The organism is Bacillus sp. T2.9-1 (assembly GCF_950097965.1).
In the GTDB taxonomy this organism is placed as follows: Bacteria; Bacillota; Bacilli; order Bacillales; family Cytobacillaceae; genus Niallia; species Niallia hominis.
In genome coordinates this window covers 15,906-40,692 of the sequence record NZ_CATNHG010000108.1, presented here as the reverse complement: position 1 = coordinate 40,692, position 24,787 = coordinate 15,906, and the positions used below count along the sequence as shown (strand labels likewise).

Sequence of the window (24,787 nt, the reverse complement as noted above, 5' to 3'; positions counted from 1 at the left end):
AAAGAGAGAGATTGGATGAAATATCGCAAAGCGACTGTTGACGATATCAACTTGCTAGTGGAAATGAGGAAAATTCAATTAGTTGATGAAGGAATTAAAGCTGATAAAGATATTGATAACGAGCTGAAAACTTTCTTTCAGAAGAAATTAGCTGAAGGAACTCTTATTCAATGGGTAGTAGAGGAAGAGGAGCAAAACGAGATCATAGCAACAGGAGCAATTGTTATTTATGACTTTCCTCCTTCCTATACTAATAAGAGTGGAAAAAAGGCTTATGTAACCAATATGTATACGAAAAATGATTATCGTGGAAAAGGAATTGCTACAAGTCTATTAACAAAATTAGTAGACGAAGCCAAAAACTTAAACATTACGAAAATGTGGCTAGGCGCTTCAAAGCTTGGTAGACCTGTTTATAAGAAGTTCGGCTTTAAGGAAACAGATGAGTGGATGGAGTTGGAGCTATAAAGAGAAAAAGGCTGTCCTGCTTTAGAGGGCAGTTTTTTTTAATTGTTGAGGGGTTTTTTATCAACAGTTTGTAGGCGAGAGTGGAGTTTGATTAAAGACCGTTTTGTTAGGAAAAAGGGAGGAAAGTAACAGAGAAAGCTAGCTCAGCAAAGAAATTTGCTAAAACAATCCACAACCTCAATCAAAATTTACAAAATAAAAGGAGCTCCCAAAAAAGGAAGCTCCTTGAGATTAACATCTATTAATTACGAATCAAATAATCAAAAGCACCTAAAGAAGCAGTTGCACCTGAACCCATAGAAATAATGATTTGCTTATAAGCACTGTCTGTACAATCTCCAGCTGCAAATACACCTGGTAGGCTTGTAGCGCCATGCTTATCAACAAGAATTTCACCCATTCTATTACGTTCAACAGTACCTTCTAACCAATCTGTATTAGGAACAAGACCGATTTGAACGAATACACCTGCAAGCTCGACATGTTTTTCTTCGCCTGTTTCACGTTCAATATAAGTAATACCGTCAACTTTATCAGTACCAGTAATTTCTTTTGTTTGAACATTTTTAAGAACTGTTACATTTGGTAGACTATAAAGACGCTCTTGTAAAACAGAATCAGCTTTTAATTCTGACATGAATTCAAGCACTGTTACGTGTTTCACAATTCCTGCCAAGTCAATAGCAGCTTCAATTCCTGAGTTACCGCCACCAATTACAGCAACATCTTTTCCAGTGAATAATGGTCCATCACAGTGTGGGCAATATGCTACACCTTTGTTCTTAAATTCTGCTTCACCAGGTACGCCAACATTGCGCCAGCGAGCGCCAGTTGATAGAATCACAGATTTACTTTTAAGTACAGCACCATTTTCTAACTCGATTTCTATTAAACCTTTTTTCTCTAGGCGTTTAGCACGTTGAAGGTTCATAACATCAATGTTATATTCTTTGACATGTTCTTCTAAACTAGCAGCAAGTTTTGGACCTTCTGTTTGTTTCACACTAATGAAGTTTTCGATAGCTAAAGTGTCCATAATTTGACCACCGAAGCGCTCTGCAACAATACCTGTGCGAATTCCTTTACGAGCAGCATAGATTGCAGCACTTGCTCCAGCGGGACCACCACCGACTACTAATACATCAAAAGGATCTTTGTCAGCAAATTCAGAAGCATCAGCTGTGCTACCCATTTTTGCTAAAATTTCTTCTAATGACATACGACCACTGCCGAATGATTCTCCATTAAGGAAAACAGTAGGGACAGCCATGATATCCTTGCTTTCTACTTCTTCTTTGAAAGCTGCCCCATCAATCATTGTATGTGTGATGCCAGGGTTTAATAGACTCATCACATTCAATGCTTGCACAACATCAGGACAGTTATGGCAAGTTAAGCTAATGTAAGATTCAAAGCGATAGTCACCTTTGATTGCTTTAATTTGATCGATTGCTTTTTGGTCTATTTTAGGAGCTCTACCACTTACTTGAAGTAAAGCCAATACTAAGGAAGTAAATTCATGACCAAGAGGGATACCGGCAAATGTGATTCCAGTGTCCTCACCGACACGATTTACACTAAAGCTTGGTGTTCTCTCTAATTGGGTCTTTTCTACTTTAATGTGTGAAGACATAGTAGCTAGTTCATCAACTAGTGCTAGCATGTCGCGGGAAACATCATCAGAACCCGCGCTAACCTTAAGAACTACATCGCCTTCCATCATTTGCAGATATTGATTCAGTTGCCCTTTTATCTCATTATCTAATAACATATAGAGCCACTCCCTTAAATTTTACCAACAAGGTCTAGGCTTGGCTTAAGTGTTGTGCTACCTTCTTGCCATTTTGCTGGGCAAACTTCACCTGGATTGTTGCGAACATATTGTGCAGCTTTAATTTTGTTTACAAGTGTGCTAGCGTCACGGCCGATGCCATCTGCGTTGATTTCAACAGCTTGGATTTTACCATCTGGATCGATAATGAACGTTCCGCGATCTGCAAGACCAGCTTCTTCATTTAGAATTTCGAAATCACGAGAGATTTTTTGTGTTGGGTCACCAATCATGATGTATTCGATTTTACCGATAGCATCTGAATGATCATGCCATGCTTTATGTGTGAAATGAGTGTCTGTAGAAACAGAGTACACTTCTACACCAAGGTCTTTTAATGTAGCATATTCATTTTGTAAGTCTTCTAGTTCAGTTGGGCAAACGAAAGTGAAATCAGCTGGGTAGAAACAGAAAATGCTCCATTTACCTTTTAAGTTTTCTTCTGTTACTTCAATAAATTCACCTTTTTGAAATGCTTGAGCTTTAAATGGCGCAACTTCTCTTCCAATAATTGACATCTTTTAAATTCCTCCTATTATGAATAAAATTTATTACTAGTTTAGACGAATAATCCAAACTTATGCAAATAATAATTATTACAATTCAACATTTATTATTATATAAACCTAATTATTTTGTCAAGGATAAGATAGAACTTAATAATAATTATTTTAATTTTTATATACCATATTTCTCGCTTCCTTTTGTAAAAAGTAGAAAACATTAGTATGAAATTCAAGTTATTTTTGTTGCATATTCAGTGATTTTCATTTGTTAAGGTTTTTTCTCAATTAAGGACCATTAACAAAATTTATTCGTAAAAGTCTTTCCCTCTACTAAACTTGTAGAAGGAATTTTAATCGTTTTAGTAGAAAACAGTATATAGTAATTTTCGATAATTTAAAAAATTAAGTTATTTTATGGTGGGAAGGAAGTTTAAGATGAAACTAACATCTAGGGAAATGGAAAAATTAATGATTGTAGTTGCTGCAGATCTTGCCCGTCGCCGGCAAGGTAGAGGCTTGAAATTAAATTATCCAGAATCGATTGCCATTATTACATATGAAGTCTTAGAGGGTGCGAGAGACGGCAAAACAGTAGCAGAGCTGATGCAATATGGAGCAACTATTTTGAAAAGAGAGGATGTAATGGAAGGCATCCCGGAAATGATCCCAGATATACAGGTAGAGGCAACCTTTCCTGATGGAACGAAGCTTGTTACCGTTCATAATCCCATACGATAAAGGAGAAGTGCAATGATTCCTGGTGAATACGTTTTGAAAAAGGAAGAAATTATTTGCAATGAAGGAAAAAATGCTATCACAGTAAAAGTGCTAAATAAAGGAGATCGTCCCGTTCAGGTTGGTTCTCATTTTCACTTTTATGAAGTAAATAATTCCTTGCAGTTTAGTAGAGAGGAGGCAGTTGGAATGCATTTAAATATCCCAGCCGGTACTGCTGTCCGCTTTGAACCGGGAGACGAAAAGGAAGTACAGCTTGTTCCCTTTTCAGGGCAGAGAAAGGTCTATGGTTTAAACAATCTAACAAACGGTTTGGTATAAGAGAGTGCAAGAAAGGAGGCTTATTAATGAGTTTTCGGATGACGAGAAATCAATATGCAGATATGTTTGGCCCAACAGTTGGAGACGCTATTCGCTTAGCAGATACAGAACTTTTTTTAGAGATAGAAAAAGACTACACGATATACGGAGATGAAGTAAAGTTTGGTGGGGGAAAAGTAATACGTGACGGGATGGGACAGCACCCGCTGGCTACACGGAAGGATACGGTTGACCTTGTCCTAACAAATGCCATTATTCTTGATTACACAGGAATATATAAGGCGGATATTGGCGTAAAAGATGGGAAAATTTCAGCAATCGGAAAAGCTGGAAATCCTTTGTTGATGGATAGTGTCAATATAGTGATTGGAGCTGCTACAGAAGTAATTGCCGCAGAAGGAAAGATAGTTACGGCTGGTGGGATTGATGCACATATCCATTTTATTTGTCCTCAACAAATAGAAACGGCCCTTAGTTCAGGAGTTACTACAATGATTGGTGGAGGTACTGGTCCTGCAACAGGAACGAATGCAACAACATGTACACCGGGAGCTTGGAATATTCATCGCATGCTTGAGGCAGCAGAAGCCTTTCCGATGAATTTAGGGTTTCTTGGAAAAGGGAATGCATCAAGTGAAGACGCGTTGGCAGAGCAAATTGAAGCAGGAGCGATAGGCTTGAAGCTGCATGAGGATTGGGGGACTACAGCTGCAGCTATTGATACAAGTTTAAAAGTTGCGGATAAATATGATGTGCAGGTAGCAATACATACAGATACTTTAAATGAAGGCGGCTTTGTTGAAGATACCATTGCTGCCATTGATGGACGAGTTATCCATACTTATCATACAGAAGGCGCAGGTGGGGGCCACGCACCAGACATTATAAAGGCAGCTAGTTATTCGAATATTTTGCCATCTTCTACAAATCCAACAAGACCTTATACGATAAATACACTGGAAGAGCATTTAGATATGCTGATGGTTTGTCATCACTTAGATCCATCGGTTCCGGAAGATATTGCATTTGCTGATTCTCGTATTCGCAAAGAAACCATTGCAGCAGAAGATATTCTTCATGACTTAGGCATCTTCAGCATGATTTCATCAGACTCTCAAGCTATGGGAAGGATAGGGGAAGTAATTACTAGAACATGGCAAACGGCGGATAAGATGAAAAAGCAAAGAGGGAAACTGGAGGAAGACAAGGGAGTTGGCGACAACTTTCGTCTAAAGCGATATGTATCAAAATATACGATTAATCCAGCAATTGTTCATGGGATTTTTGATTATGTTGGATCCATTGAAGTAGGAAAATTAGCTGATTTAGTTGTATGGGATCCTGCTTTCTTTGGAGTGAAACCGGATCTTATTTTAAAAGGAGGTTTAATTGCACATAGCATAATGGGGGATCCTAATGCTAGTATTCCCACACCACAGCCTGTTTTTTATCGGCCGATGTTTGCAAGTTTTGGTCGTGCAAAATATCAAACCTCGATGACATTTGTTTCAAAAGCAGCCTATGAAAAAGGAATTCATCAAGCGCTTAATTTGCAAAAAATAGTTAAGCCTGTTGCTGGAATAAGAAAATTAAAAAAAGCAGATATGCTTTTTAACGGAGAGACGCCAACCATTGAAGTTGATCCGCAAACCTATGAAGTAAAGGTGGATGGAAAGCTTGCGACATGCGAGCCAGCAAAGACGCTGCCAATGGCACAGCGATATTTTTTATTTTGAGGTGATTAAGATGATTATTGAAAAGATTGTCGGAAATATAGCAACATTAGAAAAAAGAGCAAATCACGTAGAAAGAGTTTATTTGCACAGTGATGATTTATTAAAAAGAGTCCAGCGAGTTGTGACAGACCATGGAAAGGAAATCGGCATTCGCTTAGCAGATAAGAGGGAACTCCTTGATGGAGACGTATTATACATGGATGATAAGAATATGATTGTCATTTCTGTGAAGGAAGATGATGTTCTAACCATTCAGCCATTAAGCATCCAGCAAATGGGTGAAATTGCACACCAGCTTGGTAACCGTCATTTACCTGCACAATTTGAAGGCAATGAAATGATTGTTCAATATGATTATTTGGTTGAAGAATTATTACAGCAATTATTAATTCCCTATAAAAGAGAGAATCGAAAGGTAAAGCAGGCTTTCCGCCATATTGGGCATAGCCATGACTAATTCTTTATATCCATTGCTACAGCTAAGTGATTCTAACTTTCCTTCGGGGGCATTTTCTCACTCCTTTGGCTTGGAAACATATATCCAAGAAGGGACAGTTACGGATAAGCACAGCTTTTATGAGGCATTAACAATTTATTTAAAGAAACAGCTCGTCTATGTAGATGGTCTTGCCTTTCACTTAGCATATGAAGGAATCGCAACAAGTAGCTGGGATAAAGTTTTAGAAGTAGATAGAATTTTATACGTTTCCTCTCTAGCTGAAGAAACAAGAATGGGAAATAAAAGAATGGGGGAAAGGATGGCTAAGCTCTGCCAAGACCTCTATCACTCTGCTAATATAACAAAATATATTTCCCATATAAAAGAAAAGGATGCTTTTGGACATACAAGCATTGTATTTGCGATTCTTGCTCACTATTTGAATGTGGAAGAAGTGCTTGCTATGAAAACCTATCTTTTCACATCCGTCTCTTCCCTTGTTCAAAATGCTGTGCGCGGCATCCCTTTAGGACAAACCAATGGACAAAAGATACTGGTTGAAATCCAGCCGTTAATAGATACGTGTGTGGATACCATTATGGGGTTAACAATAGATGATTTTGCGAGTGTTAGTCCCGGACTTGAGATAGCACAAATGAGGCATGAACAGTTACATGTCCGTCTTTTTATGTCATAAGTTTAATTATTTAGCAAATGGAGAGTGAAATAAATGGAAGCAATACGAATTGGAATCGGAGGCCCAGTTGGTGCAGGGAAAACGTTGCTTGTTGAAAAATTAACTCGTTCTATGCAACATGAGCTTAGCATGGCCGTTGTAACAAATGATATTTATACGAAAGAGGATGCATTATTTTTACTGAAAAATGGTGTGTTGCCAGAAGATCGAGTTATCGGTGTAGAAACAGGAGGATGTCCTCACACCGCCATTAGAGAGGATGCGTCAATGAATTTCGCAGCTATTGATGAGCTAAAGGAATTACATCCAGACTTAGAGCTAATATTTGTCGAAAGTGGTGGAGATAACTTGGCTGCAACCTTCAGTCCAGAGCTTGTAGATTTTTCTATTTATATTATTGACGTAGCTCAAGGAGAAAAAATCCCACGAAAAGGTGGGCAAGGGATGATTAAATCGGACTTGTTTATTATTAATAAAATTGATTTAGCTCCATATGTTGGTGCGAGCTTGGAAGTAATGGAGCGAGATACGATTGCAGCAAGAGGAGAGAAGCCTTATATTTTTACAAACTTGAAAGAGGAAATTGGACTTTCAGAAGTAGTGGAATGGATTAAAAAGCAAGCATTTCTCATTGGACTATAGATAATGACTTATACAGGTGTTTTGCAATTTTCTGCAAAGAAAAGACAACATAAAACAGTGCTTAGTGATTGTTATTATGAAGGAGCTATGAAAATTACGCGGCCAGTTTATTTAGAAGAAAGTGCACCATCCATTTATTGTATTCATGTAGGAGGAGGTTATGTGGATGGAGATAGATATAAAACATCCATTTGTGTGGAGGAAGACGCCGCAATCTCTGTTACCACCCAATCCTCTACAAAAATATATCGAACACCAATGGACTATGTGAAGCAAGATACGGTGATTACCCTTGAAAGAAATAGTATATTAGAACACTTTCCTGATCCTATAATCGCTTATGAACAAGCTAAATATTTTCAAAATACAGTTGTACATATGGAAGAAGGATCCTGTTATTTTGCTAGTGATATCATTACTCCTGGATGGGCGGCGGATGGGAGTTTCTTTAAATATGCATGGATTCGCTCCAAGCAAAAAATATATAGAAATAATAAACTAATCTTCTTTGATCATCTTTATTTGAAACCGGAAGAAGACTTTACATCTATTATGCAAATGGAAGGTTTCACCCATATTGGAACACTTGTACTTGTACATGACCAAGCGGATCGCTCCTTTTATCAAGAATTGAATCACTTAGTGGAAAAGGAGGAAGAGGATATACGCCTTGGTATTTCCAAACTACCTGAAAATGGAGTCATTTTACGCATTTTAGCTTGTAATACCGGAGTAATTGAGAGAATCTTTCAATCAGTGCATACCTATGCACGGAAGTTTCTTTTAGGAAAAGAAGCACTTAGATGGAGAAAATACTAACATAATAAGTCAAACGGAGGAACATCAATAATGGAATTTGGATTGCTGTCCATCTTATTATTTGGACTAATACTTGGATTTAAGCATGCATTAGAACCAGATCATGTAATTGCAGTTTCTACGATTGCGAGTAGAAGCAAAAATTTATGGAATTCCTCTTTGTCTGGGGTATTTTGGGGAATTGGACATACCTTTACATTATTTGTATTTGGGTTAATTGTCATTGGATTAAAACAGGAAATATCAGATCCAGTAGCGATGTCTTTGGAATTTATAGTTGGCATCGTCCTTGTTTATTTAGGAATTTCAAATGTTTTTTTAAAAGAAAGAAAAACACATTCCCATCACAGAAATGGAGCAACTTCTTATTGGAAGTCCACTTTATTAGGATTAGTTCATGGGCTTGCGGGAAGTGCAGCAATGGTTCTATTAACGATGAGTACAGTACATACCATATGGGAAGGTGCAATTTATATCATTATTTTTGGTATAGGGACCTGTGTCGGCATGTTACTATTTACTACTGTATTAGGTGTCCCATTTGTATTCTCAAACAAAGGGGTAACGGTAAATGCCCTTTTTACAAAAATCACAGGAAGCATCAGTATCCTATTTGGAATTTATTATATGTATAACATCGGAATCAATGATGGTTTATTTAAGATTTGGATATAAGATCATTAAAAGAGGCTGGGACAAAACTAAATAACTAGTCTTTAAAGACGAACAATCTTTAATTTAGCTCTTAAATAAAGCTACTTTCTGATGGTTATCTATGTTTTTTAATATAGTTAAGTGTAAAAACTCAGTCGTTCCATTGCGCTACAGACGCACGATGCGCCGGGGAGGAAGCTAAGCCTCCTCGCTGCGCTGCGGGGTCTCAGCCTTTCCTCTATTTCCCGCAGGAGTCGAGCGTCCTCCGCTCCATTACACTTCGTTTTTAAACCTTTTTCTAAAAAACAAACACGAACTATAATGTAATTTAATTACATTATAGTTCGTGTTTGTTGTTGGTTGAAATGCTTATGTCTCAGCCTCTTTTAAATCCCTACTTTATTGAATCAAGACTGACTTCTTTCTACTCCTCCATGAATACTTTTTAAAACAATAAATAGTAATTAGTATTCAATAGAATTTTTCTTTTTAATAATAATTCAAATTAGGGAGAAGATAGTAAGAATAAGATAAAAAATGGTGGGAGACAATATGATCGGTCATAGTCTGAAGACAATCATGGTATTTGTTGGAGTTTACCTTCTTTATATTGTAATTTCTTGTGTCGTTGTTCCTTATTTTTATCATCCCAAGGCAGACCCTTTTTGGAAGCCAGCGACTAAACTCAATCAGAATGATAAAAAAGTGGTCTCGCCTGATAAAGTCGTTTTATTACAAGATAGGGAAGACTCAGGTTTAGCAAGGCTACAATTGATAAAGAATGCAAAGAAATCTGTTGATATATCTACTTATGCAATACATAAGGGACCATATGCAGATTTATTTTTCGGCTGTTTGTTTGATGCAGCCAATCGTGGTGTCAAAGTAAGGCTTTTATTAGATGGCATAGTCAATCAATTCAACAAAGATTTACGTTTATATAGCTATGCGATATTTACTCATCCAAATATTGAATTGAAGTATTATGAACCTCTTCATTTAGGAAAGCCTTGGACATGGAATAATCGATTTCATGATAAGCTATTTATCATTGATAGTGAACTTGCTATAGTGGGTGGAAGAAATATAGGGGATAAATACTTTAGCGCAGCAGGAACAAAAGGAGCGTCAAATGATCGAGATGTTATTGTATTTACAGAGGAACAAAAGGATACCAGTGTATTAATGAAAATAGATGATTATTATCAATATGTTTGGGAACATCCTTTTTCAAAGAATGCAGTTAAAAAAATATCACATAGGAAGATACAATTAGGGAAAGAAAAAGCGGAAGAAGCAATGGACCTTCTAACACATGCAAAAGATGTGTATCCATTGCCAATAGATAAAGCAATAGATTGGAAAAAAGATGCTTATTCAACTGACAAGGTATTTTTGCTGCACAATCCACATCAGCGGGTTAATAAAGATCCATTAATTTGGAAGGAACTAATTTCTTTAACCGAGCAATCTACAAAGTCCATTTACTTAGAAAGTCCATATATTGTTCCTACGAAGAAAATGCTTGAATATGTAAAGCCAGAGAAAATAAAAGTAGATCATTGGAAGGTGCTGACAAACTCTGCTGCATCAACACCTAATATGGTTGCTTTTTCAGGATATTGGTCAAACAGACACTATATCATTAATTGGGTCGATGAATTATTTGAATATCAGGAAAAGACAGAGTCCCTTCATGGAAAAACATATATTTTTGATGAAAAAATTAGTTTGATTGGTTCCTACAATGTAGATGCCAGAAGTACGTTCCTAAACACAGAAACCATGCTTTTGATTGATAGTGAAGAATTTGCTCACTTTTTGCAGAAAGAACTAAATAAAACGGTCGATAACCATAGTCTTCAGGTTTCAGAAGATGGAAGCTATAAAGCAAAAGAAGATGTAGAGCAAGCAGATGTGGCATTTTGGAAGAGAATAGCTATAAAAACTTTAGCTCCTATCATCAAATTGTTTGCATTTTTAGTTTAAAGGAAGAAGTGAATTAGATTATTTTCTAGGAAATATATAAATATATTGTTAAAAGCCTCCTTGTTTCACGTGAAACTTGGAGGCTTTAAATGGTTTAATAAAGAACCATACCTGCATGAGTTTATATTTTTTTAAAAGAAAGGTACAGGGGAATGGAAATTGTCTAATACAAAGGGAAAAGGTAAGCAATTGCTTTGCCCCCTATAAAAGGGAAGGTAAGCACAGGAATAAGGATACAAGAGAAGATTTTCATAGCTATTCAACTAAATAAAAAGAAAAGCCGGCATCTCGAAGAATGTGTGGCTTTAAGCAGGTGAATAATAACGGAATAAACAAAGCTTGAGGAATAAAGTTCATCAACCTAACCCAAAAAGTAAAAACAAAAAGCTACCTAATCAGGCAGCCTCTATCTCACTCATTAATGCATGCATATTCCCCTCGGAATCACGAAAGAAGGCCATCCAGGTTTCGGTAGTTCCCATCTTAGCAACAAGGTGTGGTTCACTTTCCATAAGAACCTTCTTCTTCCATAACTTCTCATAAGCTGATTTGATATCCTCCACTTGAAAATAGATGGTTGAGCTTAGATGATCAAATTCTTCATTTTCAGGTAGAGTGATGAGTAAACGCAAACCGTTACAAACAAAAAAGGCCATATTATCTGTTTGAAACAAAAGTGGAAGGTCAAGTTTTTCTTTATAAAAGTGAACGGCTTGTTCTAAATTTCTTACTGTTACGCCAATTTGTCCAATTTTTTGTATCAAAATAGTTCTCCTTTCTATGAAATTATCAGATAAATCCATTATATAGTATAAATATTTCCAAAATCTATCAAATATCTAATGGAGGATTTACTTTTAGAGTATGGAGGTATCTTAACTATATCAAATTTAAAAGAGTAATAATCTGTAAACTAGTTCATCCTGATAGGAAGAAGGGAGGATGAGGATGTTTTCTCTAGACGATCTTGATAAATTCGCATGGGCCTTTTTCGTTATATTGCCTATTGTTAGCTTGATTCATGCCTCTGGACACCATTTTTTTGTTTGGCTGTTTGGCGGAAAGGGTGATTTGATCGTTGGAAAGGGGAATGAGCTATTCTGTATTGGTCCCATCCATGTTCATTTGTTCTATTTTATAGATGCAACTTGCTATTATAAAGGAATTGAAGAAAAAAAGAGATGGCAACGGATTTTAATTCATAGTGGAGGAATTTTATTTAATCTATTGTCCGTTTTAGTAATAAATTTATTCATTATGCAGGATGTTTTCCCAAGAAGCTCCTTTTTCTATCAGTTTGCGTATTTCTCCCTATACTATATCTTCTTTGCGTTGCTTCCTTTTGATTATGGAGAAAATGCACCAAGTGATGGCAAGGCCATTCTATTGGCATGGAAACAGAAGAAGTAAGAGAGAAAGTGACTAATTTGGGAATAAATATTGCTCATTTGGGGTATATGACAAAAACTACAAGATCTATAGAAGGAGGAATGGCGTTATGTTAAACCAAGCGAGAAAAGAGTTTCATATAGTAAAAGGAATTGCTCCGAATGTAAATCAGGAAGCGTTATTTAATAATAAAAGAAAAGTGTTTCTATTTGGCTCTCCGAGTTATACAAATATTGGCGATCAGGCCATAGCGTATGCGGAAGAGAAATTTATTAAAAATTGCTTCCCTTACTATGAATATATTGAAATTATGGATTATGCAACAGAGGAAGGAATCGATTTAGTTAAAAAGATTATTAAAACGGATGATGTTGTTTGTTTTACCGGTGGAGGAAATTTAGGAAGCCTGTACTTGGATATTGAGGAGGATCGCAGAAAGGTCATCGAGTCATTTAAAGATTACCGAACGATTGTGTTCCCTCAATCTGCCTTTTTTGAGGATACAGAGGAAGGACAAGCAGAAAAGAAAAAAAGCCAAGAAGCATATAACAAAAATCCTAACCTCACTTTAGTAGCAAGAGAGAATCAGACATTAGAAATCTTAAAAGATACTTTCCAAGCAAATGTACTGTACACTCCAGATATGGTGCTATCCCTTTCCATTGAACCAAGGGACCTTGAAAGGGAAGGTGTTCTATTTGTTCTAAGAGCAGACAAGGAAAAAGTAACAGAAGAAAATTTTGTCTCAGACTTAATGAACTTGGTTGGAAAAGATAATCCAGTGGAACGAACGGATACGGTGCTTTCAGAAGTTGATGTGATTGATTATGCTGATCGTGAAACTCAATTATTAAAAATGCTTGATAAAATTGGTTCTAAAAAATTAATAATCACAGATCGGTTGCATGCAATGATCTTTTCAATTATCACAAAGACTCCTTGCTTGGTATTCGGGAATAGCTACGGAAAAGCGAAGCACTCGTATAATGATTGGCTACATGAATTATCATTTATTGAGTATACCGATAATAAGGATTTAAACGAGCTTCCAGCTATTATTGAAAGATTACAAAGTGTTGAGCCCAATAAGATTGATGTTAGAGAGGATTTTCAAGTGTTGAAGGATTTTTTTAGAGGGTAAAAGTAGTAAAGGAGTATCCGTTTAGGATATCTCCTCAGGCTGTCGAGAAAGTCTCGACAGCTTTTTTCACAATTTCACTATACAACATATAGTGGTTTGATAATATCTTGCGAACCATATATTGTGGTCGAAATCAATTAAAACATCAAAAACCCCCTTTTTTCAAAATCATACTTTTAAAAATAGGGGGTTTTTCTACAATCTGAGGAGTATCCGTTTAGGATATCTCCTTTTACTATGTAGTTTCCGATAATTTACTATGCTCCAAAAATTTTTGATCCATGGACTTCTTTCATCTCTAACTGAACAGATAGAACTGGAAGGTTAGCAGAGGTAATCCCTCCACCAGGAAGAATAATGATTTTTCCAGCAGCGTATTCGATATAACTTTTCAGCGTAGGTATATTATCTTCAATTTTAGTAGATAGAGGACCACCATGTGTTAATATCCGGTTTACCCGATGGGAAATGAGCCAGTCGATTGCTTGGTTCTTTAACTCAGGAGCAATATGATCAAAGGCCATATGAAAGGTAACCTCCAAACCAGTAGCAGCGGTTAAGCATCTTTCCATTGCTTCTTCATCAATCCATTGCCCTTTATTTAAACAACCAATTACCACTCCATTAACACCAAGCTGTTTAAAAAGATGAATATCCTGGCACATAATATCCACTTCATCTTCGGTATAAATAAAATTCCCACCTCTTGGACGAACAATTGCCATTACTTTAGTATTGGTATTTCGACAAAAGGAGATAGTTTTAGCAGCAACACCATAGCTAACAGTCGTTCCCCCTACAGATAGATTATCGCAGAGCTCAATCCGATCTGCACCATTTTGAATAGCTCTTGGGACGAGTGTGAAGTTTTCTACGCAGATTTCTTTTATCATTGTCTCAACACCTTTTAATTAACGTCTAATTTAGCAAGTGTACCATATATTTACTGTGAAAAATCGGTTATACTTGATGAAATATAAAATTTAGAAAATTAGGGAAATAAGGAGAGGGAATTGAGTGATATTACATACTTCTATTCAAGGAAAAGGAGAACCGATTGTATTTCTTCATACTGGTTTGCAAACAGGGTTAACAGATTTTGAGTATCAAAGAGCTTTTTTTCAAAGGCATTATCAGGTGATTTCTCCTGATTTAAGAGGGCATGGGCATTCTGTAGTATCCAATTTTTCTAATTTCTTTGATGAATCTGCTAATGATTTGTTTGAAACGTTGGAGCATGTAGGAATAGACTCTGCTCATATTGTAGGAGGATCAATAGGAGCATTGGTAGCCATCATTTTTGCAAAAAAGCATCCTAAAAAAGTAAAGAGTTTAACTATCTCGGGGATTATGCCCTTAAAGCCTGATAATTGGGAAGAGTTACATCTTAAAGACATAGAGCAACAAAGTCACCTTTTGCAAAAGGAAGAGGTAGCTGATTATTTCAACCAAATTCATAGAGGGGATTGGAGAGAAGCCCTTTTAATAACACAAGATTCAACGTGGTATCCATTTCATGAAATTAAGGATATACATGCATTAAAGATGCCGATTCTTTGCATAGTAGGCGAAGGAAAAAGAGACGAGATAGAGGGCGCTTGCTATTATCAAGAAATAAATTCGAATATGCACATTGCAGTTGTTCCTTTTGCGGCACATTTAGTTCAGGATGAACAGCCGGAGATTCATACTAAAATGTTAGATTCTTTTCTGATGAAATATGGCGATGCAAACATAAAAATGGGTGAGGAAAGTTAACCACTTATTAAAAAGTAAAGTGGGTCTTGTTTTATAATTTCCAATATGTTAAAGTATTTGGAAAATAAGAGGTGATTGAAATGGTTAAACGTACGCACAGCATCAACCTTTCACAATTACATCATCATAAAAAGTAGTCTTGCTATTTCGATTTAAAAATCGTACATAGGAAGACTATTTCTCATGAAACCGCATTTGATTAAGTTTTAACTACTTAAATCAAGGGCGGTTTTTTATTTTAAACAGGGGGCATGAAAAAATGAAGAAGATGATTTACCAAAATGTTAAAGGAACAATGGATTATTTACCGAGAGAGGAAGAAATCAGAAGAAATATTCGGAGAACAATGGAAGATGTATTTATTCAGTATGGCTGCAAACCGCTTGAGACACCTATCTTAAATTACCAAGAATTGCTTGCTTCTAAATACGCAGGTGGAGCGGAAATTTTAGAAGAAATGTACACTCTTTCTGATCGTGGCAAAAGGGAGCTGGCGTTGCGCTATGATTTAACTATTCCCTTTGCGAAAGTGGTAGCGACGAATCCAACGCTAAAAATGCCTTTTAAACGCTATGAGATTGGCAAAGTATTTCGAGATGGTCCGATAAAGACGGGGAGATATCGAGAGTTTACACAATGTGATGTCGATATTGTAGGTGTTCCATCGCAAATGGCAGAAGCAGAGCTTATGATGATGGCTTTGAATATTTTTGATAAATTAAAGATGGAAGTAACGATTCAATACAATAATCGAAAATTATTAGTTGGGTTTCTTCGTCAATTGAATATTGCGGATCAATTGATAAATCGGGTGATTTTGATAGTAGATAAAATAGAAAAAATTAGTAAAGAAAAAATAAAGGAAGAACTAAGAGATGCTGGATTAGAACAAACAGTAATAGAGGAGATTGATGCTTTTTTACAAAAGGATTTAATCGGCATAATAGAGTACTATCAACAGCTGGCAGAAAAAGAAGAGAGCATTAGAAAGGGGCTGGAAGAATGGAATGAATTACAATCGTATATAAAGAAGTTGGGGCTGGAGCAATATTGCGTATTCAATCCGTTTCTTGCGAGAGGTCTTGAAATTTATACTGGAACAATCTATGAAATTTTCTTAACTGATAAGAGAATAAAGTCGAGCATAGGTAGCGGCGGAAGATATGACAATGCGATAGGCGGATTAATTGGCTCAAAGCAAACCTATGCAACAGTGGGTATTTCCTTTGGGTTGGATGTTATATTATCTGCTCTTTTATTAGATAAAATAGATTTTGATGATGCAAAGCTGGATTACTATATTATTCCGATTGGTCGACCGCTGGAAGCTTTTTTAGTTGCGAAAACACTTCGTGACAAAGGCTTTAAAGTAGAGCTCGAGTTAGGAAAGAAAAAACTGGTGAAAGCTTTAGATAAAGCAAATAAAGAAGGTGTCAAAAAGGTGATTATACTAGGAGACGAGGAAGTGGCAGGCAATATGTATAAAGTGAGAGATATGAAAACAGGAGAAGAATGGATAGTGAATTTCGAATATTAATCATTAGACGAGGCAGTAGATGGGAGACATTTACTGCTTTTATTTATGTGAGAGTTGATTCAAAGGATATTAGCAAGTTAAAAAAATAGTCTCTAAGCCCGAATGGAAGGAAAAACGAGCAGGAAGGTAACAGAGAATCCGTCTCTGATCCCGAGCGGAAGAAAAAAGGAGCGCGGAGGTAACAAACCCGTCTCTAAGCTCGAATGGAAGAAAAAAGAAGCGCGAAGGTAACAGAGTGGTCAAAACAAAGCCCATTTTTCATAAAAAAGAAGGTAATAGAAAAAACACGTTCCTATTCGTTTTCAAATCAATCAAAACCCCCTTCTCTACTACAGCTAAAAGCATTTTCCAAAGAAACGTCTTCAACAGACTATTTCCAAAACAAAAGAAGCATACTACAAAAGAAAAAATTAAGATTAAAGTTTATTCGTTGTAATGTTACTTAAATGATGATAACATATAGTTATGTAACATTATTAGGAGGCGAACGGATGGAATATGTCGATCCTATAAAAGAAATTGAAAGTATTAATGCAATTAAAGAAGTATTGCGTAAACAATCACAAAGAGATTTGTTGCTTTTTGTGTTAGGTATAAATACTGGGATAAGAGTAAGCGATTTACTTGCATTGAAGGTTCAGGATGTAAAAGATGAATCTGGAATGAAAGAGTTTTTGTATCTTCATGATGCTGACGAAGTAAAGGCATATTATTTAAACGGTAAGGTGCATACGGAGTTAGAGAAATATATGGAGGAACGCGAATTTAAAGAGGATGAGTTTTTATTTAAGTCACAGAAAAATAATCAACCAATTACTCGCCAGCAAGCTTATCGGATTATTAATAAGGCGGCGAGGCTAGTTGGAATTCCCGGGAAAATTGGAACCCATACGTTGAGAAAAACTTTTGGCTATCATGCATATCGAAAAGGGATTGCGATTTCCTTATTGATGAATGTATATAATCATACATCGAGGGCAGAAACGTTAAAGTATATTGGGATTGATAAGCAAGAAAAGCGTTTAGTAAAAGTGGATGTCAATCTTTAAAAAAACCTCCACCAAACTAGGTGGAGATTAGTCAAACTTATAAATAGTCATCATCATTACTAGCATCTGTATCAATATCAACATTAGTTAATTCGTTAATGATGTCCTCATGGACTTGAACTTGCAATGTATCTTTATCTTTCATAAATTTAAAAACACCATTATTGAAATCAGTGCCTTGTTCTTTAAAGAAAATTCCCTCATACATTACATGTTTTGTATGATTGAAAATTAGGCGATAGCCATTTCCCTCTTTTACTAAATATGCACGTACACCTTTTTCATATTGGCCTTCTGGGTTTTTCAAAAAGCGTGCAACAGAAATAATATGAAGATCAACAAAAGGGATTTCACGCAATAAGGAATTAATAATGGAGCCTTTAGCAATTTGTTCCCAACGGCTTTGTGCAGTTTGACCAAGAACAATTTGTGTGATTTTCTTCTCTCTAGCTACTTCTGCAATCACTTTAGAGATTGGTCTCGATTCCTTATCTTTAATGATAAACGCGTCGGCACTATGACGTTTAGCTAATTCTTTCCATCTAGCAATATAATTTGATTTTTCTGCATCCAACTCATCAAATGGTTTCGGATCAACCGTAAGGATATAAAGTGGACAATCAAGCATATTCGCTATTTTACAGCCTCTTTGTATAAGGCGTTCACCGTTAGGTCCGTAATAAACGCATACTAGAATACTTTCATCCATGCGTTCTTTTCCATTTACCATAATTTTTTTCACCTCAATAGATGTGAATGATTTACACCACTAATAATAAACTATGTATGACTATAACGTATGCTACTTTATGAGTCAATGCATTTCTTAAATTATCCAAATGACAATTATTATCCGTTTCTTTTACTAATAGTAAGGTTAGACATAGTTTCCATTATAAATACGTTTTATCTCAAGAAAACCCAAAATATAAACTTGCATAAAAGGAGGAGGATACAACAAATGACATGGTTACATTTTATGATATTGCTGCCATTTATGTTTGCACTAATTGTACCTTTTATATATAAAAGGCTAACGCCTCGGATTCATACAGGTTGGTTCGTCCTGTTTGTTCCATTCACCATTTTTCTTTTCCTATTGATGTACATCCCTAAAATAGCGAAAGGAGAGGTGTTTACTTCTACAGTCAACTGGATACCTGCTTATAATATTAACTTTACTACGTATTTGGATGGACTAAGCTTAGTATTTGGTTTATTGATTGCTGGAATAGGGGCTTTGGTGATTCTGTACTCTATATTCTATTTATCAAAACACCGGGAAGCTTTGCATAACTTCTATGTCTATTTATTGTTATTTATGGGGGCGATGCTTGGGCTAGTAGTATCTGATAATTATTTTGTTTTATATGTATTTTGGGAAATTACTAGTGTATCCTCCTTTTTACTAATAGCTTATTGGTATGAAAGAGATCGCTCAAGATATGGTGCCCAAAAAGCAATGTTGATTACTGTCTTTGGCGGGCTAGCTATGTTAGCAGGACTGATCATGCTCTCTATTATGGCAGATACGACAAGTATTAGAGAGACCTTAGCGAATGTCCATCTAATCCAAAATCACGGTTTATTTATACCAGCCATGATTCTTCTTTTGCTTGGCGCTTTTACAAAATCGGCGCAATTTCCGTTTAGCATCTGGCTGCCTGATGCTATGGAAGCACCTACGCCCATTAGTGCGTATTTACACTCTGCCACGATGGTAAAGGCAGGAATTTATCTAGTTGCTCGTTTGACACCGATTTTTGGCGGCACAGCAGAGTGGTTTTGGTTTGTTGTAGGAATTGGTTTATTCACTTTATTATATGGATCCTTTAATGCAGTGAAACAGACAGACTTAAAGGCATTATTAGCCTATTCAACGATTAGTCAATTGGGACTGATTATGAGTTTACTGGGTATAGGTTCTGCTGCATTATATAAGGATTTAGGAGTAGAAGAAGCGGGATTATATGCAACAGCTATTTTTGCAGCTATTTTTCATTTAGTAAACCATTCCACCTTTAAGGGTTCTTTATTTATGGTTGTAGGGATTATTGACCATGAGACTGGTACTCGAGATCTTCGGAGACTTGGTGGATTAATTCACTTAATGCCCGTATCCTTTACGCTTACTGTAATTGGTGGCTTTTCAATGGCGGGTCTTCCTCCATTCAATGGCTTCTTAAGTAAAGAGATGTTCTTTACTGCTGTAGTGAATGCCTCCCATATGGAAATATTTAATCTTCCATATCTGGGTATGATTATTCCCATTATTGCGTGGATTGCAAGTGTCTTTACCTTTATCTATTGCATGATCTTGGTATTCAAAACATTTAAAGGAAAAAACAAAGCGCCAAAATTAGATAAAGCGATTCATGAAGCACCAATTGGTTTATTAGTCTCGCCGATTATTTTAGGGGCATTAGTTATTCTGTTCTTCTTTATCCCTAATGTTGTTTCCAAGTATTTATTAAAGCCAGCTTTTGCATCGGTTTTACCATCTCTTGCGCATACGGTGGAATCCAAAAAGATCAGTGCCTTCCATGGATTCAACACAGAACTTTGGATGACGATTGGGGTTGTGGCTGTTGGAATTATCTTATATTTACTATTAAAAAAATGGTATAAGATTTATCGCCTTTATCCACAAGCTATCACCTTAAGCAATTTATATAATCTTAGTTTGGAATATATGGAGAAGGTGGCAAAATCAATAACAGATTTTTATATGACAGGATTCCTTCGTGATTATTTAGTCTATATATTTGGATTCCTTATTGTCATAATCGGGGGATCTCTCGTGTTGTTTAATGGGGTCACGTTCGATATGTCTCAGGACTCACCAATTAGTTTTTTTGATATTGGCATAGTTATTGCAATGATTATAAGCTCGGTTACCGTTCTTTTCTCTAAATCAAGGATTACATCCATTGTAGCAGTTGGTGCCCTAGGATTTCTTGTCTCGTTTTTCTTTGTACTTTTTAGAGCTCCTGATTTGGCACTCACACAATTAGTAGTTGAGACAGTGACAACCGTTTTATTCTTACTGTGCTTCTATCATTTGCCGCAATTAAAGAAGGAAATTAGTAGGATTCGTTTCAAAGCGGTCAATGCCATTATTTCAATAGGAGTAGGCGCAGTTGTTACAATTGTTGCTCTTTCAGCTAATGGTACCCATCTATTTGACTCTATTTCGAGCTACTATGAAGATTCCTATAAATTGGCAGGAGCAAAGAATATTGTTAATGCTATTTTAGTTGATTTCCGAGGGATAGATACAATGTTAGAGATCCTTGTCCTTACAGTTGCTGGTCTAGGAGTGTATACATTAATAAAAGTTAGGCTTGTAGGAGGGGATAAGAATGAAGAAACCAAATGATATTATCATTCGAAGTGTCACAAAGGTTGCCGTCGTTATTATCCTTACCTTTGCCATAAATCTATTTGTATCTGGACATCACTTTCCAGGTGGGGGATTTATTGGCGGACTTACCTTTGCTGCCGCGATTATTTTGCTTTTTCTCTCTTTTGATATTGAGACTGTTCGAAAAAATATTCCTGTTGATTTTAAAGTGTTAGCAGGGGTAGGTGTATTAATTGCTGTTTTAACAGGTGTTGGTGGAATGGTATTTGGGGAAGCTTTCTTGACTCAAGCATTTGGATATTTTGACTTGCCTGTTTTCGGAAAAACAGAGTTAGCGACAGCTGTCATTTTTGATATTGGCGTTGCTCTAGCCGTTATCGGTACAGCGATAACCATTATTATGACGATTGGGGATGATCGCTGATGGAGACATTAATGTCTATTCTAGTGGGAGTATTATTCTCCATTGGAATTTATCTTATTTTAACAAAGACATTATTACGAATAATTTTAGGAACATCTATACTTGGTCACGGTGTAAACTTGCTTATTATTACAATGGGGGGATTGAAAAAAGGTGGTCCTCCCCTTTTAGGAATAACCGATCACACTTTTGCTGATTCGTTGCCGCAAGCATTGCTGCTAACAGCTATTGTTATAAACTTTGCAACGACTGCTTTGTTTTTAGTCCTAAGCTATCGAGCATTTAAAGTGCTTGGCACCGATGATACAGATTTATTGAGGGGTAATGAGGATGAATAATATTGTAATATTGCCGATCATCCTTCCTATCGTTTTTGCGATGATTATGGTGATTTTTAGAGACAAAGTTACGCTTCATCGAATATTAAGTCTAATAGCAATTATTTCTGTTTTTATTGTAACGATTATTTTAATCTTTCAAATTAAAGCAGAAGGAATACAGTCCATTCAGTTAGGGGGATGGGAGGCGCCGTTTGGCGTAAGCATGGTTGCAGATATGTTTGCAGCGCTTCTTGTTTTAGTTACTAGTATTATTGGATTTTGTTGTTTATTATACGCATTTCATTCAATTGGTGAGCAAAGAGAAAAATATTATTTTTATCCCTTATTTTTGGTCTTAATAACAGGGGTTAACGGATCTTTTTTCACGGGTGACATTTTCAATCTATTTGTCTGTTTTGAAGTAATGCTTGTTGCTTCATATGTATTAATTTCATTAGGAGGAACAAGAGTTCAGTTAAGGGAATCAATCAAATATATTTTAATAAACATTATCTCATCTTTTCTATTTCTAGTGGCAATTGCTTATTTATATGCGATTACAGGAACGCTAAATTATGCACATTTGTCGGTTCGAATTGCCGAAGTTGGTCAAGATGGATTAATGACAACCGTAGCGATATTATTTTTAATTGTGTTTAGTTTAAAGGCGGGGCTATTTTTATTCTTCTGGCTTCCAGGCTCTTATAGTGCACCACCGACGGCTATATCCGCTATTTTTGCTGCCCTTTTAACAAAGGTTGGAATGTATGCAATTATCAGAGTATTTACTTTGATTTTTTATCATGAAGTACAAATAACACATTTATTAATTGGCATCCTTGCAGGTATTACGATGACACTTGGGGCAATCGGAGCGGTTGCCTATAGAGATATTTATAAGGTAATGACCTATAATGTGGTCATTGGTGTCGGCTTTATTTTAGCAGGAGTCGCTACTTATACAACGGTAGGGATGACTGGTTCTATCTATTATTTCATTCATGATATGGTGATTAAAGCACTTATTTTCCTATTAGGAGGCACCATAATCCATCTAACAGGAACAAGTAAATTAGATGAGATGAACGGATTGATTCGCTTGCATCCTCAGTTAGGTTGGATGTTCTTTATTGCAGCATTGTCTTTATCAGGGATACCTCCTTTAAGTGGCTTTCTAGGTAAAATATTTATAACAGAGGGGACATTTACTGCAGGATACTATTGGCTAGGCGCATTCGGACTGATTAGTAGTTTATTTGTTCTTTACTCTATTATGAAAGTATTTATGTCGGTGTTTTGGGGATATACGGATTTAACACTTGAAGAAGAAAAAGGGACAACAAAAGGATTAATGCTGCCAATTTCTGTGCTTACTTTCTTGACGATTGCTTTAGGCATTGGGACAGAAGGAATACATGAATATGTAGATATGGCAGTGGAAGGGTTAATGAATCCTCTTTATTATATAGAGGCTGTTTTGGGAAATGGAAAATAAAAGGAGTAATTAAATGGATGGAAAGAGGTGATTAATATGCCTATGCAAATATTAATTAACTTGTTAATAGGTGTCATTTGGATGTTTTTGCAAGACACCTGGAATGTATTGACCTTCTTTACTGGTTATTTATTTGGAATTCTCGTTCTCTTTATCTTGCGCCGCTATATGTCAACTAACTTTTATTTAGAGACATTTTTTGCAGTCATTAAGTTGTTCGTTGTTTTTATTGAACAGCTGTTTACATCGAGTGTAGTCGTCATTCGACAAATAATAAAACCTAGGATTAATATTTCCCCAGGAATATTTTCCTTAGAGACGGAATTAGAGGGGGAATTAGAGGTTTCCTTGTTAGCCTTATTAATGAATTTAACCCCGGGCTCAGTTGTTGTGGAGGTCACTTCTGATAATAATAAGTTTTTTATCCATGCAATGGATATACCCGCTCAAAAAGAATCCATCTTTCGTTCGAAGGAAAAATTTGAAAAGGCTATTAAGAGGGTGACTCGTTATGATTGATAATCTATTGGTTGGATCCTTAATTTTACTTGTTCTATCTATATTTGCAACGGTTTTTCGGCTGGTCAAAGGTCCATCTGCTCCAGATAGAATTCAGGCGCTTGATTGTTTGGGGATTAATTTAATTGCCGGAGTAGCTATCTTTTCTGTGTTGCTTCGAAATACAGGTTTTTTTGAAGTAATTTTATTAATAGGGATTCTATCATTTATTGGAACCATTGCCTTTGCACGATATATTGAAAGAGGTGTAGTCATTGAGCGAAAACAATCCGATTGAGCTTATAGCAGTTCTACTTATATTTTTTGGCGCTATCTTCTGTTTTCTTAGCTCATTAGGACTAATAAGACTTCCAGATGTTTATACGAGATCACATGCTGCATCCAAAGGCTCTACAATGGGAGTACTTTTTACTCTTGTTGGAACGTTTGTCTTTTTTATCATAGAGGGAACTTTTAGTATTCGTTTATTTCTAGGAATTTTCTTTGTTTTCCTAACCTCACCTGTCGCATCCCATGTAGTCGTGCGTTCTGCCTATCGTTCTAAAGTAAAGCTTGCGGATGTAACAGTACAAGATGATTTAAAGGCTGAAATGGAAGAAGAAGGAATCGAAACAATAGAAGTTCAGCACAAGTAGGCATAGATTGATTTTTTTGGATAGGAAAATTAATATTGGAACGATTGAGGCTGTGGATTCATTAAAAAAATTACGTTACATCTTCATGAAGAGAGAAAGTTATTTATTTCTAATTGACGAAATTTCGCGATTTCTATATAGTTAAAAACGAAATACCCGTACTGAGACGGGAGAGGTTCATAGCGAATACCCTCTATAAAAAACTATGGATACATGCAATCAACGCCATGTCCATAAAAAGGATATGGCTTTTTTGTTTTATTCAGCTAGTTTCTGCGTAAGGTAAAATACCTCTCTTTTATGCAGTGTTGGGAAACAC

The 24,787-nt window shown here is 36.1% G+C and carries 27 protein-coding genes and 1 riboswitch; of the genes, 22 read left to right on the top strand and 5 right to left on the bottom strand.

The genetic code is table 11. The features are described from left to right. Nucleotides 1-15 precede the first annotated feature (15 nt). A complete protein-coding gene (locus QQZ16_RS15810; RefSeq protein WP_235250897.1) occupies nucleotides 16-468 on the top strand; it encodes a GNAT family N-acetyltransferase in 453 nt (150 codons plus the stop codon). Nucleotides 469-709: 241 nt separating this feature from the next. On the opposite strand, the gene ahpF is transcribed toward QQZ16_RS15810, so the two are convergent. Both ahpF and ahpC read right to left on the bottom strand, forming a co-directional pair. Then, a complete protein-coding gene (ahpF, locus tag QQZ16_RS15805) occupies nucleotides 710-2,239 on the bottom strand; it encodes an alkyl hydroperoxide reductase subunit F (RefSeq protein WP_235250904.1) in 1,530 nt (509 codons plus the stop codon). A 14-nt stretch (nucleotides 2,240-2,253) separates the two neighbouring features. Beyond that, the gene (gene ahpC / locus QQZ16_RS15800; RefSeq protein ID WP_031535438.1) at nucleotides 2,254-2,817 is read right to left on the bottom strand and encodes an alkyl hydroperoxide reductase subunit C; all 564 of its coding nucleotides are present in this window, start codon (nucleotides 2,815-2,817) and stop codon (nucleotides 2,254-2,256) included. Nucleotides 2,818-3,240: 423 nt separating this feature from the next. Here ahpC and QQZ16_RS15795 point away from each other — a divergent pair, with 423 nt between their 5' ends. The 9 genes from QQZ16_RS15795 (at nucleotide 3,241) to QQZ16_RS15755 (ending at nucleotide 10,837) form a co-directional block, all read left to right on the top strand. Further along, entirely contained in the window at nucleotides 3,241-3,543 is a 303-nt protein-coding gene (locus QQZ16_RS15795) for an urease subunit gamma (RefSeq protein WP_031535436.1), read from the top strand. 12 nt (nucleotides 3,544-3,555) lie between these two features. Next, nucleotides 3,556-3,861: an urease subunit beta gene (locus tag QQZ16_RS15790; protein ID WP_031535434.1), complete on the top strand. Its 306-nt coding sequence runs from the start codon at nucleotides 3,556-3,558 to the stop codon at nucleotides 3,859-3,861. Nucleotides 3,862-3,887: 26 nt separating this feature from the next. Continuing rightward, on the top strand, nucleotides 3,888-5,597 hold the full coding sequence (gene ureC, locus QQZ16_RS15785; protein ID WP_284561518.1) for an urease subunit alpha: 1,710 nt from the start codon (nucleotides 3,888-3,890) through the stop codon (nucleotides 5,595-5,597). A 10-nt stretch (nucleotides 5,598-5,607) separates the two neighbouring features. Further along, entirely contained in the window at nucleotides 5,608-6,054 is a 447-nt protein-coding gene (gene ureE, locus QQZ16_RS15780) for an urease accessory protein UreE (RefSeq protein ID WP_235250921.1), read from the top strand. Continuing rightward, the gene (locus QQZ16_RS15775; protein ID WP_031535429.1) at nucleotides 6,047-6,733 is read left to right on the top strand and encodes an urease accessory protein UreF; all 687 of its coding nucleotides are present in this window, start codon (nucleotides 6,047-6,049) and stop codon (nucleotides 6,731-6,733) included. Before ureE ends, QQZ16_RS15775 begins: the two co-directional genes overlap by 8 nt. 33 nt (nucleotides 6,734-6,766) lie before the next feature. Further along, nucleotides 6,767-7,375 carry an urease accessory protein UreG gene (gene ureG, locus QQZ16_RS15770; protein WP_235250929.1) on the top strand — a complete coding sequence of 203 codons (609 nt, stop codon included), beginning with the start codon at nucleotides 6,767-6,769 and terminating at the stop codon, nucleotides 7,373-7,375. Between the two features lie 3 nt (nucleotides 7,376-7,378). Next, entirely contained in the window at nucleotides 7,379-8,194 is an 816-nt protein-coding gene (locus tag QQZ16_RS15765) for an urease accessory protein UreD (protein WP_031535425.1), read from the top strand. A gap of 30 nt (nucleotides 8,195-8,224) precedes the next feature. Continuing rightward, nucleotides 8,225-8,869 (top strand): urease accessory protein UreH, encoded by a 645-nt coding sequence (locus QQZ16_RS15760; protein WP_109768068.1) that lies wholly within the window; start codon nucleotides 8,225-8,227, stop codon nucleotides 8,867-8,869. A gap of 519 nt (nucleotides 8,870-9,388) precedes the next feature. Beyond that, a complete protein-coding gene (locus tag QQZ16_RS15755) occupies nucleotides 9,389-10,837 on the top strand; it encodes a phospholipase D-like domain-containing protein (protein WP_284561517.1) in 1,449 nt (482 codons plus the stop codon). A 395-nt stretch (nucleotides 10,838-11,232) separates the two neighbouring features. Here the strand turns inward: QQZ16_RS15755 and QQZ16_RS15750 are convergent, their stop codons facing one another. After that, nucleotides 11,233-11,640, bottom strand: coding sequence for a VOC family protein (locus QQZ16_RS15750; RefSeq protein ID WP_235250939.1), 408 nt, complete (start codon nucleotides 11,638-11,640; stop codon nucleotides 11,233-11,235). Nucleotides 11,641-11,785: 145 nt separating this feature from the next. Here QQZ16_RS15750 and QQZ16_RS15745 point away from each other — a divergent pair, with 145 nt between their 5' ends. Together QQZ16_RS15745 and QQZ16_RS15740 are read left to right on the top strand one after the other, a co-directional pair. Beyond that, nucleotides 11,786-12,247, top strand: a complete 462-nt coding sequence (locus tag QQZ16_RS15745) for a hypothetical protein (protein ID WP_031539288.1) — start codon at nucleotides 11,786-11,788, stop codon at nucleotides 12,245-12,247. A gap of 88 nt (nucleotides 12,248-12,335) precedes the next feature. Further along, nucleotides 12,336-13,367 carry a polysaccharide pyruvyl transferase family protein gene (locus QQZ16_RS15740; protein ID WP_235250948.1) on the top strand — a complete coding sequence of 344 codons (1,032 nt, stop codon included), beginning with the start codon at nucleotides 12,336-12,338 and terminating at the stop codon, nucleotides 13,365-13,367. A gap of 257 nt (nucleotides 13,368-13,624) precedes the next feature. Here the strand turns inward: QQZ16_RS15740 and QQZ16_RS15735 are convergent, their stop codons facing one another. After that, entirely contained in the window at nucleotides 13,625-14,260 is a 636-nt protein-coding gene (locus tag QQZ16_RS15735) for a copper homeostasis protein CutC (protein WP_031539286.1), read from the bottom strand. Between the two features lie 124 nt (nucleotides 14,261-14,384). Here QQZ16_RS15735 and QQZ16_RS15730 point away from each other — a divergent pair, with 124 nt between their 5' ends. The 3 genes from QQZ16_RS15730 (at nucleotide 14,385) to QQZ16_RS15720 (ending at nucleotide 17,711) form a co-directional block, all read left to right on the top strand. Then, nucleotides 14,385-15,125 carry an alpha/beta fold hydrolase gene (locus tag QQZ16_RS15730; protein WP_235250950.1) on the top strand — a complete coding sequence of 247 codons (741 nt, stop codon included), beginning with the start codon at nucleotides 14,385-14,387 and terminating at the stop codon, nucleotides 15,123-15,125. Between the two features lie 259 nt (nucleotides 15,126-15,384). Next, nucleotides 15,385-16,662 (top strand): histidine--tRNA ligase, encoded by a 1,278-nt coding sequence (locus QQZ16_RS15725; protein WP_235250953.1) that lies wholly within the window; start codon nucleotides 15,385-15,387, stop codon nucleotides 16,660-16,662. Between the two features lie 491 nt (nucleotides 16,663-17,153). Continuing rightward, complete coding sequence (locus QQZ16_RS15720) at nucleotides 17,154-17,711, top strand: tyrosine-type recombinase/integrase (protein ID WP_031539282.1); 558 nt, start codon at nucleotides 17,154-17,156, stop codon at nucleotides 17,709-17,711. Between the two features lie 37 nt (nucleotides 17,712-17,748). Here the strand turns inward: QQZ16_RS15720 and QQZ16_RS15715 are convergent, their stop codons facing one another. Next, nucleotides 17,749-18,441 carry a universal stress protein gene (locus tag QQZ16_RS15715; RefSeq protein ID WP_284561516.1) on the bottom strand — a complete coding sequence of 231 codons (693 nt, stop codon included), beginning with the start codon at nucleotides 18,439-18,441 and terminating at the stop codon, nucleotides 17,749-17,751. A gap of 231 nt (nucleotides 18,442-18,672) precedes the next feature. Between QQZ16_RS15715 and QQZ16_RS15710 the strand changes: the two genes are divergently transcribed. The 7 genes from QQZ16_RS15710 to mnhG are packed head-to-tail and all read left to right on the top strand — an operon-like array spanning nucleotide 18,673 to nucleotide 24,468. Further along, a complete protein-coding gene (locus QQZ16_RS15710; protein ID WP_235250961.1) occupies nucleotides 18,673-21,090 on the top strand; it encodes a Na+/H+ antiporter subunit A in 2,418 nt (805 codons plus the stop codon). Next, the gene (locus QQZ16_RS15705; protein WP_031539279.1) at nucleotides 21,074-21,499 is read left to right on the top strand and encodes a Na(+)/H(+) antiporter subunit B; all 426 of its coding nucleotides are present in this window, start codon (nucleotides 21,074-21,076) and stop codon (nucleotides 21,497-21,499) included. Before QQZ16_RS15710 ends, QQZ16_RS15705 begins: the two co-directional genes overlap by 17 nt. Then, complete coding sequence (locus QQZ16_RS15700; protein ID WP_031539278.1) at nucleotides 21,499-21,837, top strand: Na(+)/H(+) antiporter subunit C; 339 nt, start codon at nucleotides 21,499-21,501, stop codon at nucleotides 21,835-21,837. The genes QQZ16_RS15705 and QQZ16_RS15700 overlap by 1 nt, the downstream gene beginning before the upstream one ends. Further along, nucleotides 21,830-23,314 carry a Na+/H+ antiporter subunit D gene (locus QQZ16_RS15695; RefSeq protein WP_031539277.1) on the top strand — a complete coding sequence of 495 codons (1,485 nt, stop codon included), beginning with the start codon at nucleotides 21,830-21,832 and terminating at the stop codon, nucleotides 23,312-23,314. Before QQZ16_RS15700 ends, QQZ16_RS15695 begins: the two co-directional genes overlap by 8 nt. Nucleotides 23,315-23,350: 36 nt before the next feature. Then, nucleotides 23,351-23,833, top strand: coding sequence for a Na+/H+ antiporter subunit E (locus QQZ16_RS15690; RefSeq protein WP_031539276.1), 483 nt, complete (start codon nucleotides 23,351-23,353; stop codon nucleotides 23,831-23,833). Next, nucleotides 23,826-24,110, top strand: a complete 285-nt coding sequence (locus tag QQZ16_RS15685; RefSeq protein ID WP_031539275.1) for a Na(+)/H(+) antiporter subunit F1 — start codon at nucleotides 23,826-23,828, stop codon at nucleotides 24,108-24,110. The genes QQZ16_RS15690 and QQZ16_RS15685 overlap by 8 nt, the downstream gene beginning before the upstream one ends. Continuing rightward, a complete protein-coding gene (mnhG, locus tag QQZ16_RS15680; protein WP_031539274.1) occupies nucleotides 24,088-24,468 on the top strand; it encodes a monovalent cation/H(+) antiporter subunit G in 381 nt (126 codons plus the stop codon). The genes QQZ16_RS15685 and mnhG overlap by 23 nt, the downstream gene beginning before the upstream one ends. A 166-nt stretch (nucleotides 24,469-24,634) precedes the next feature. Next, nucleotides 24,635-24,681, top strand: a riboswitch (PreQ1 riboswitch). The last annotated feature ends 106 nt before the right edge of the window (nucleotides 24,682-24,787 follow it).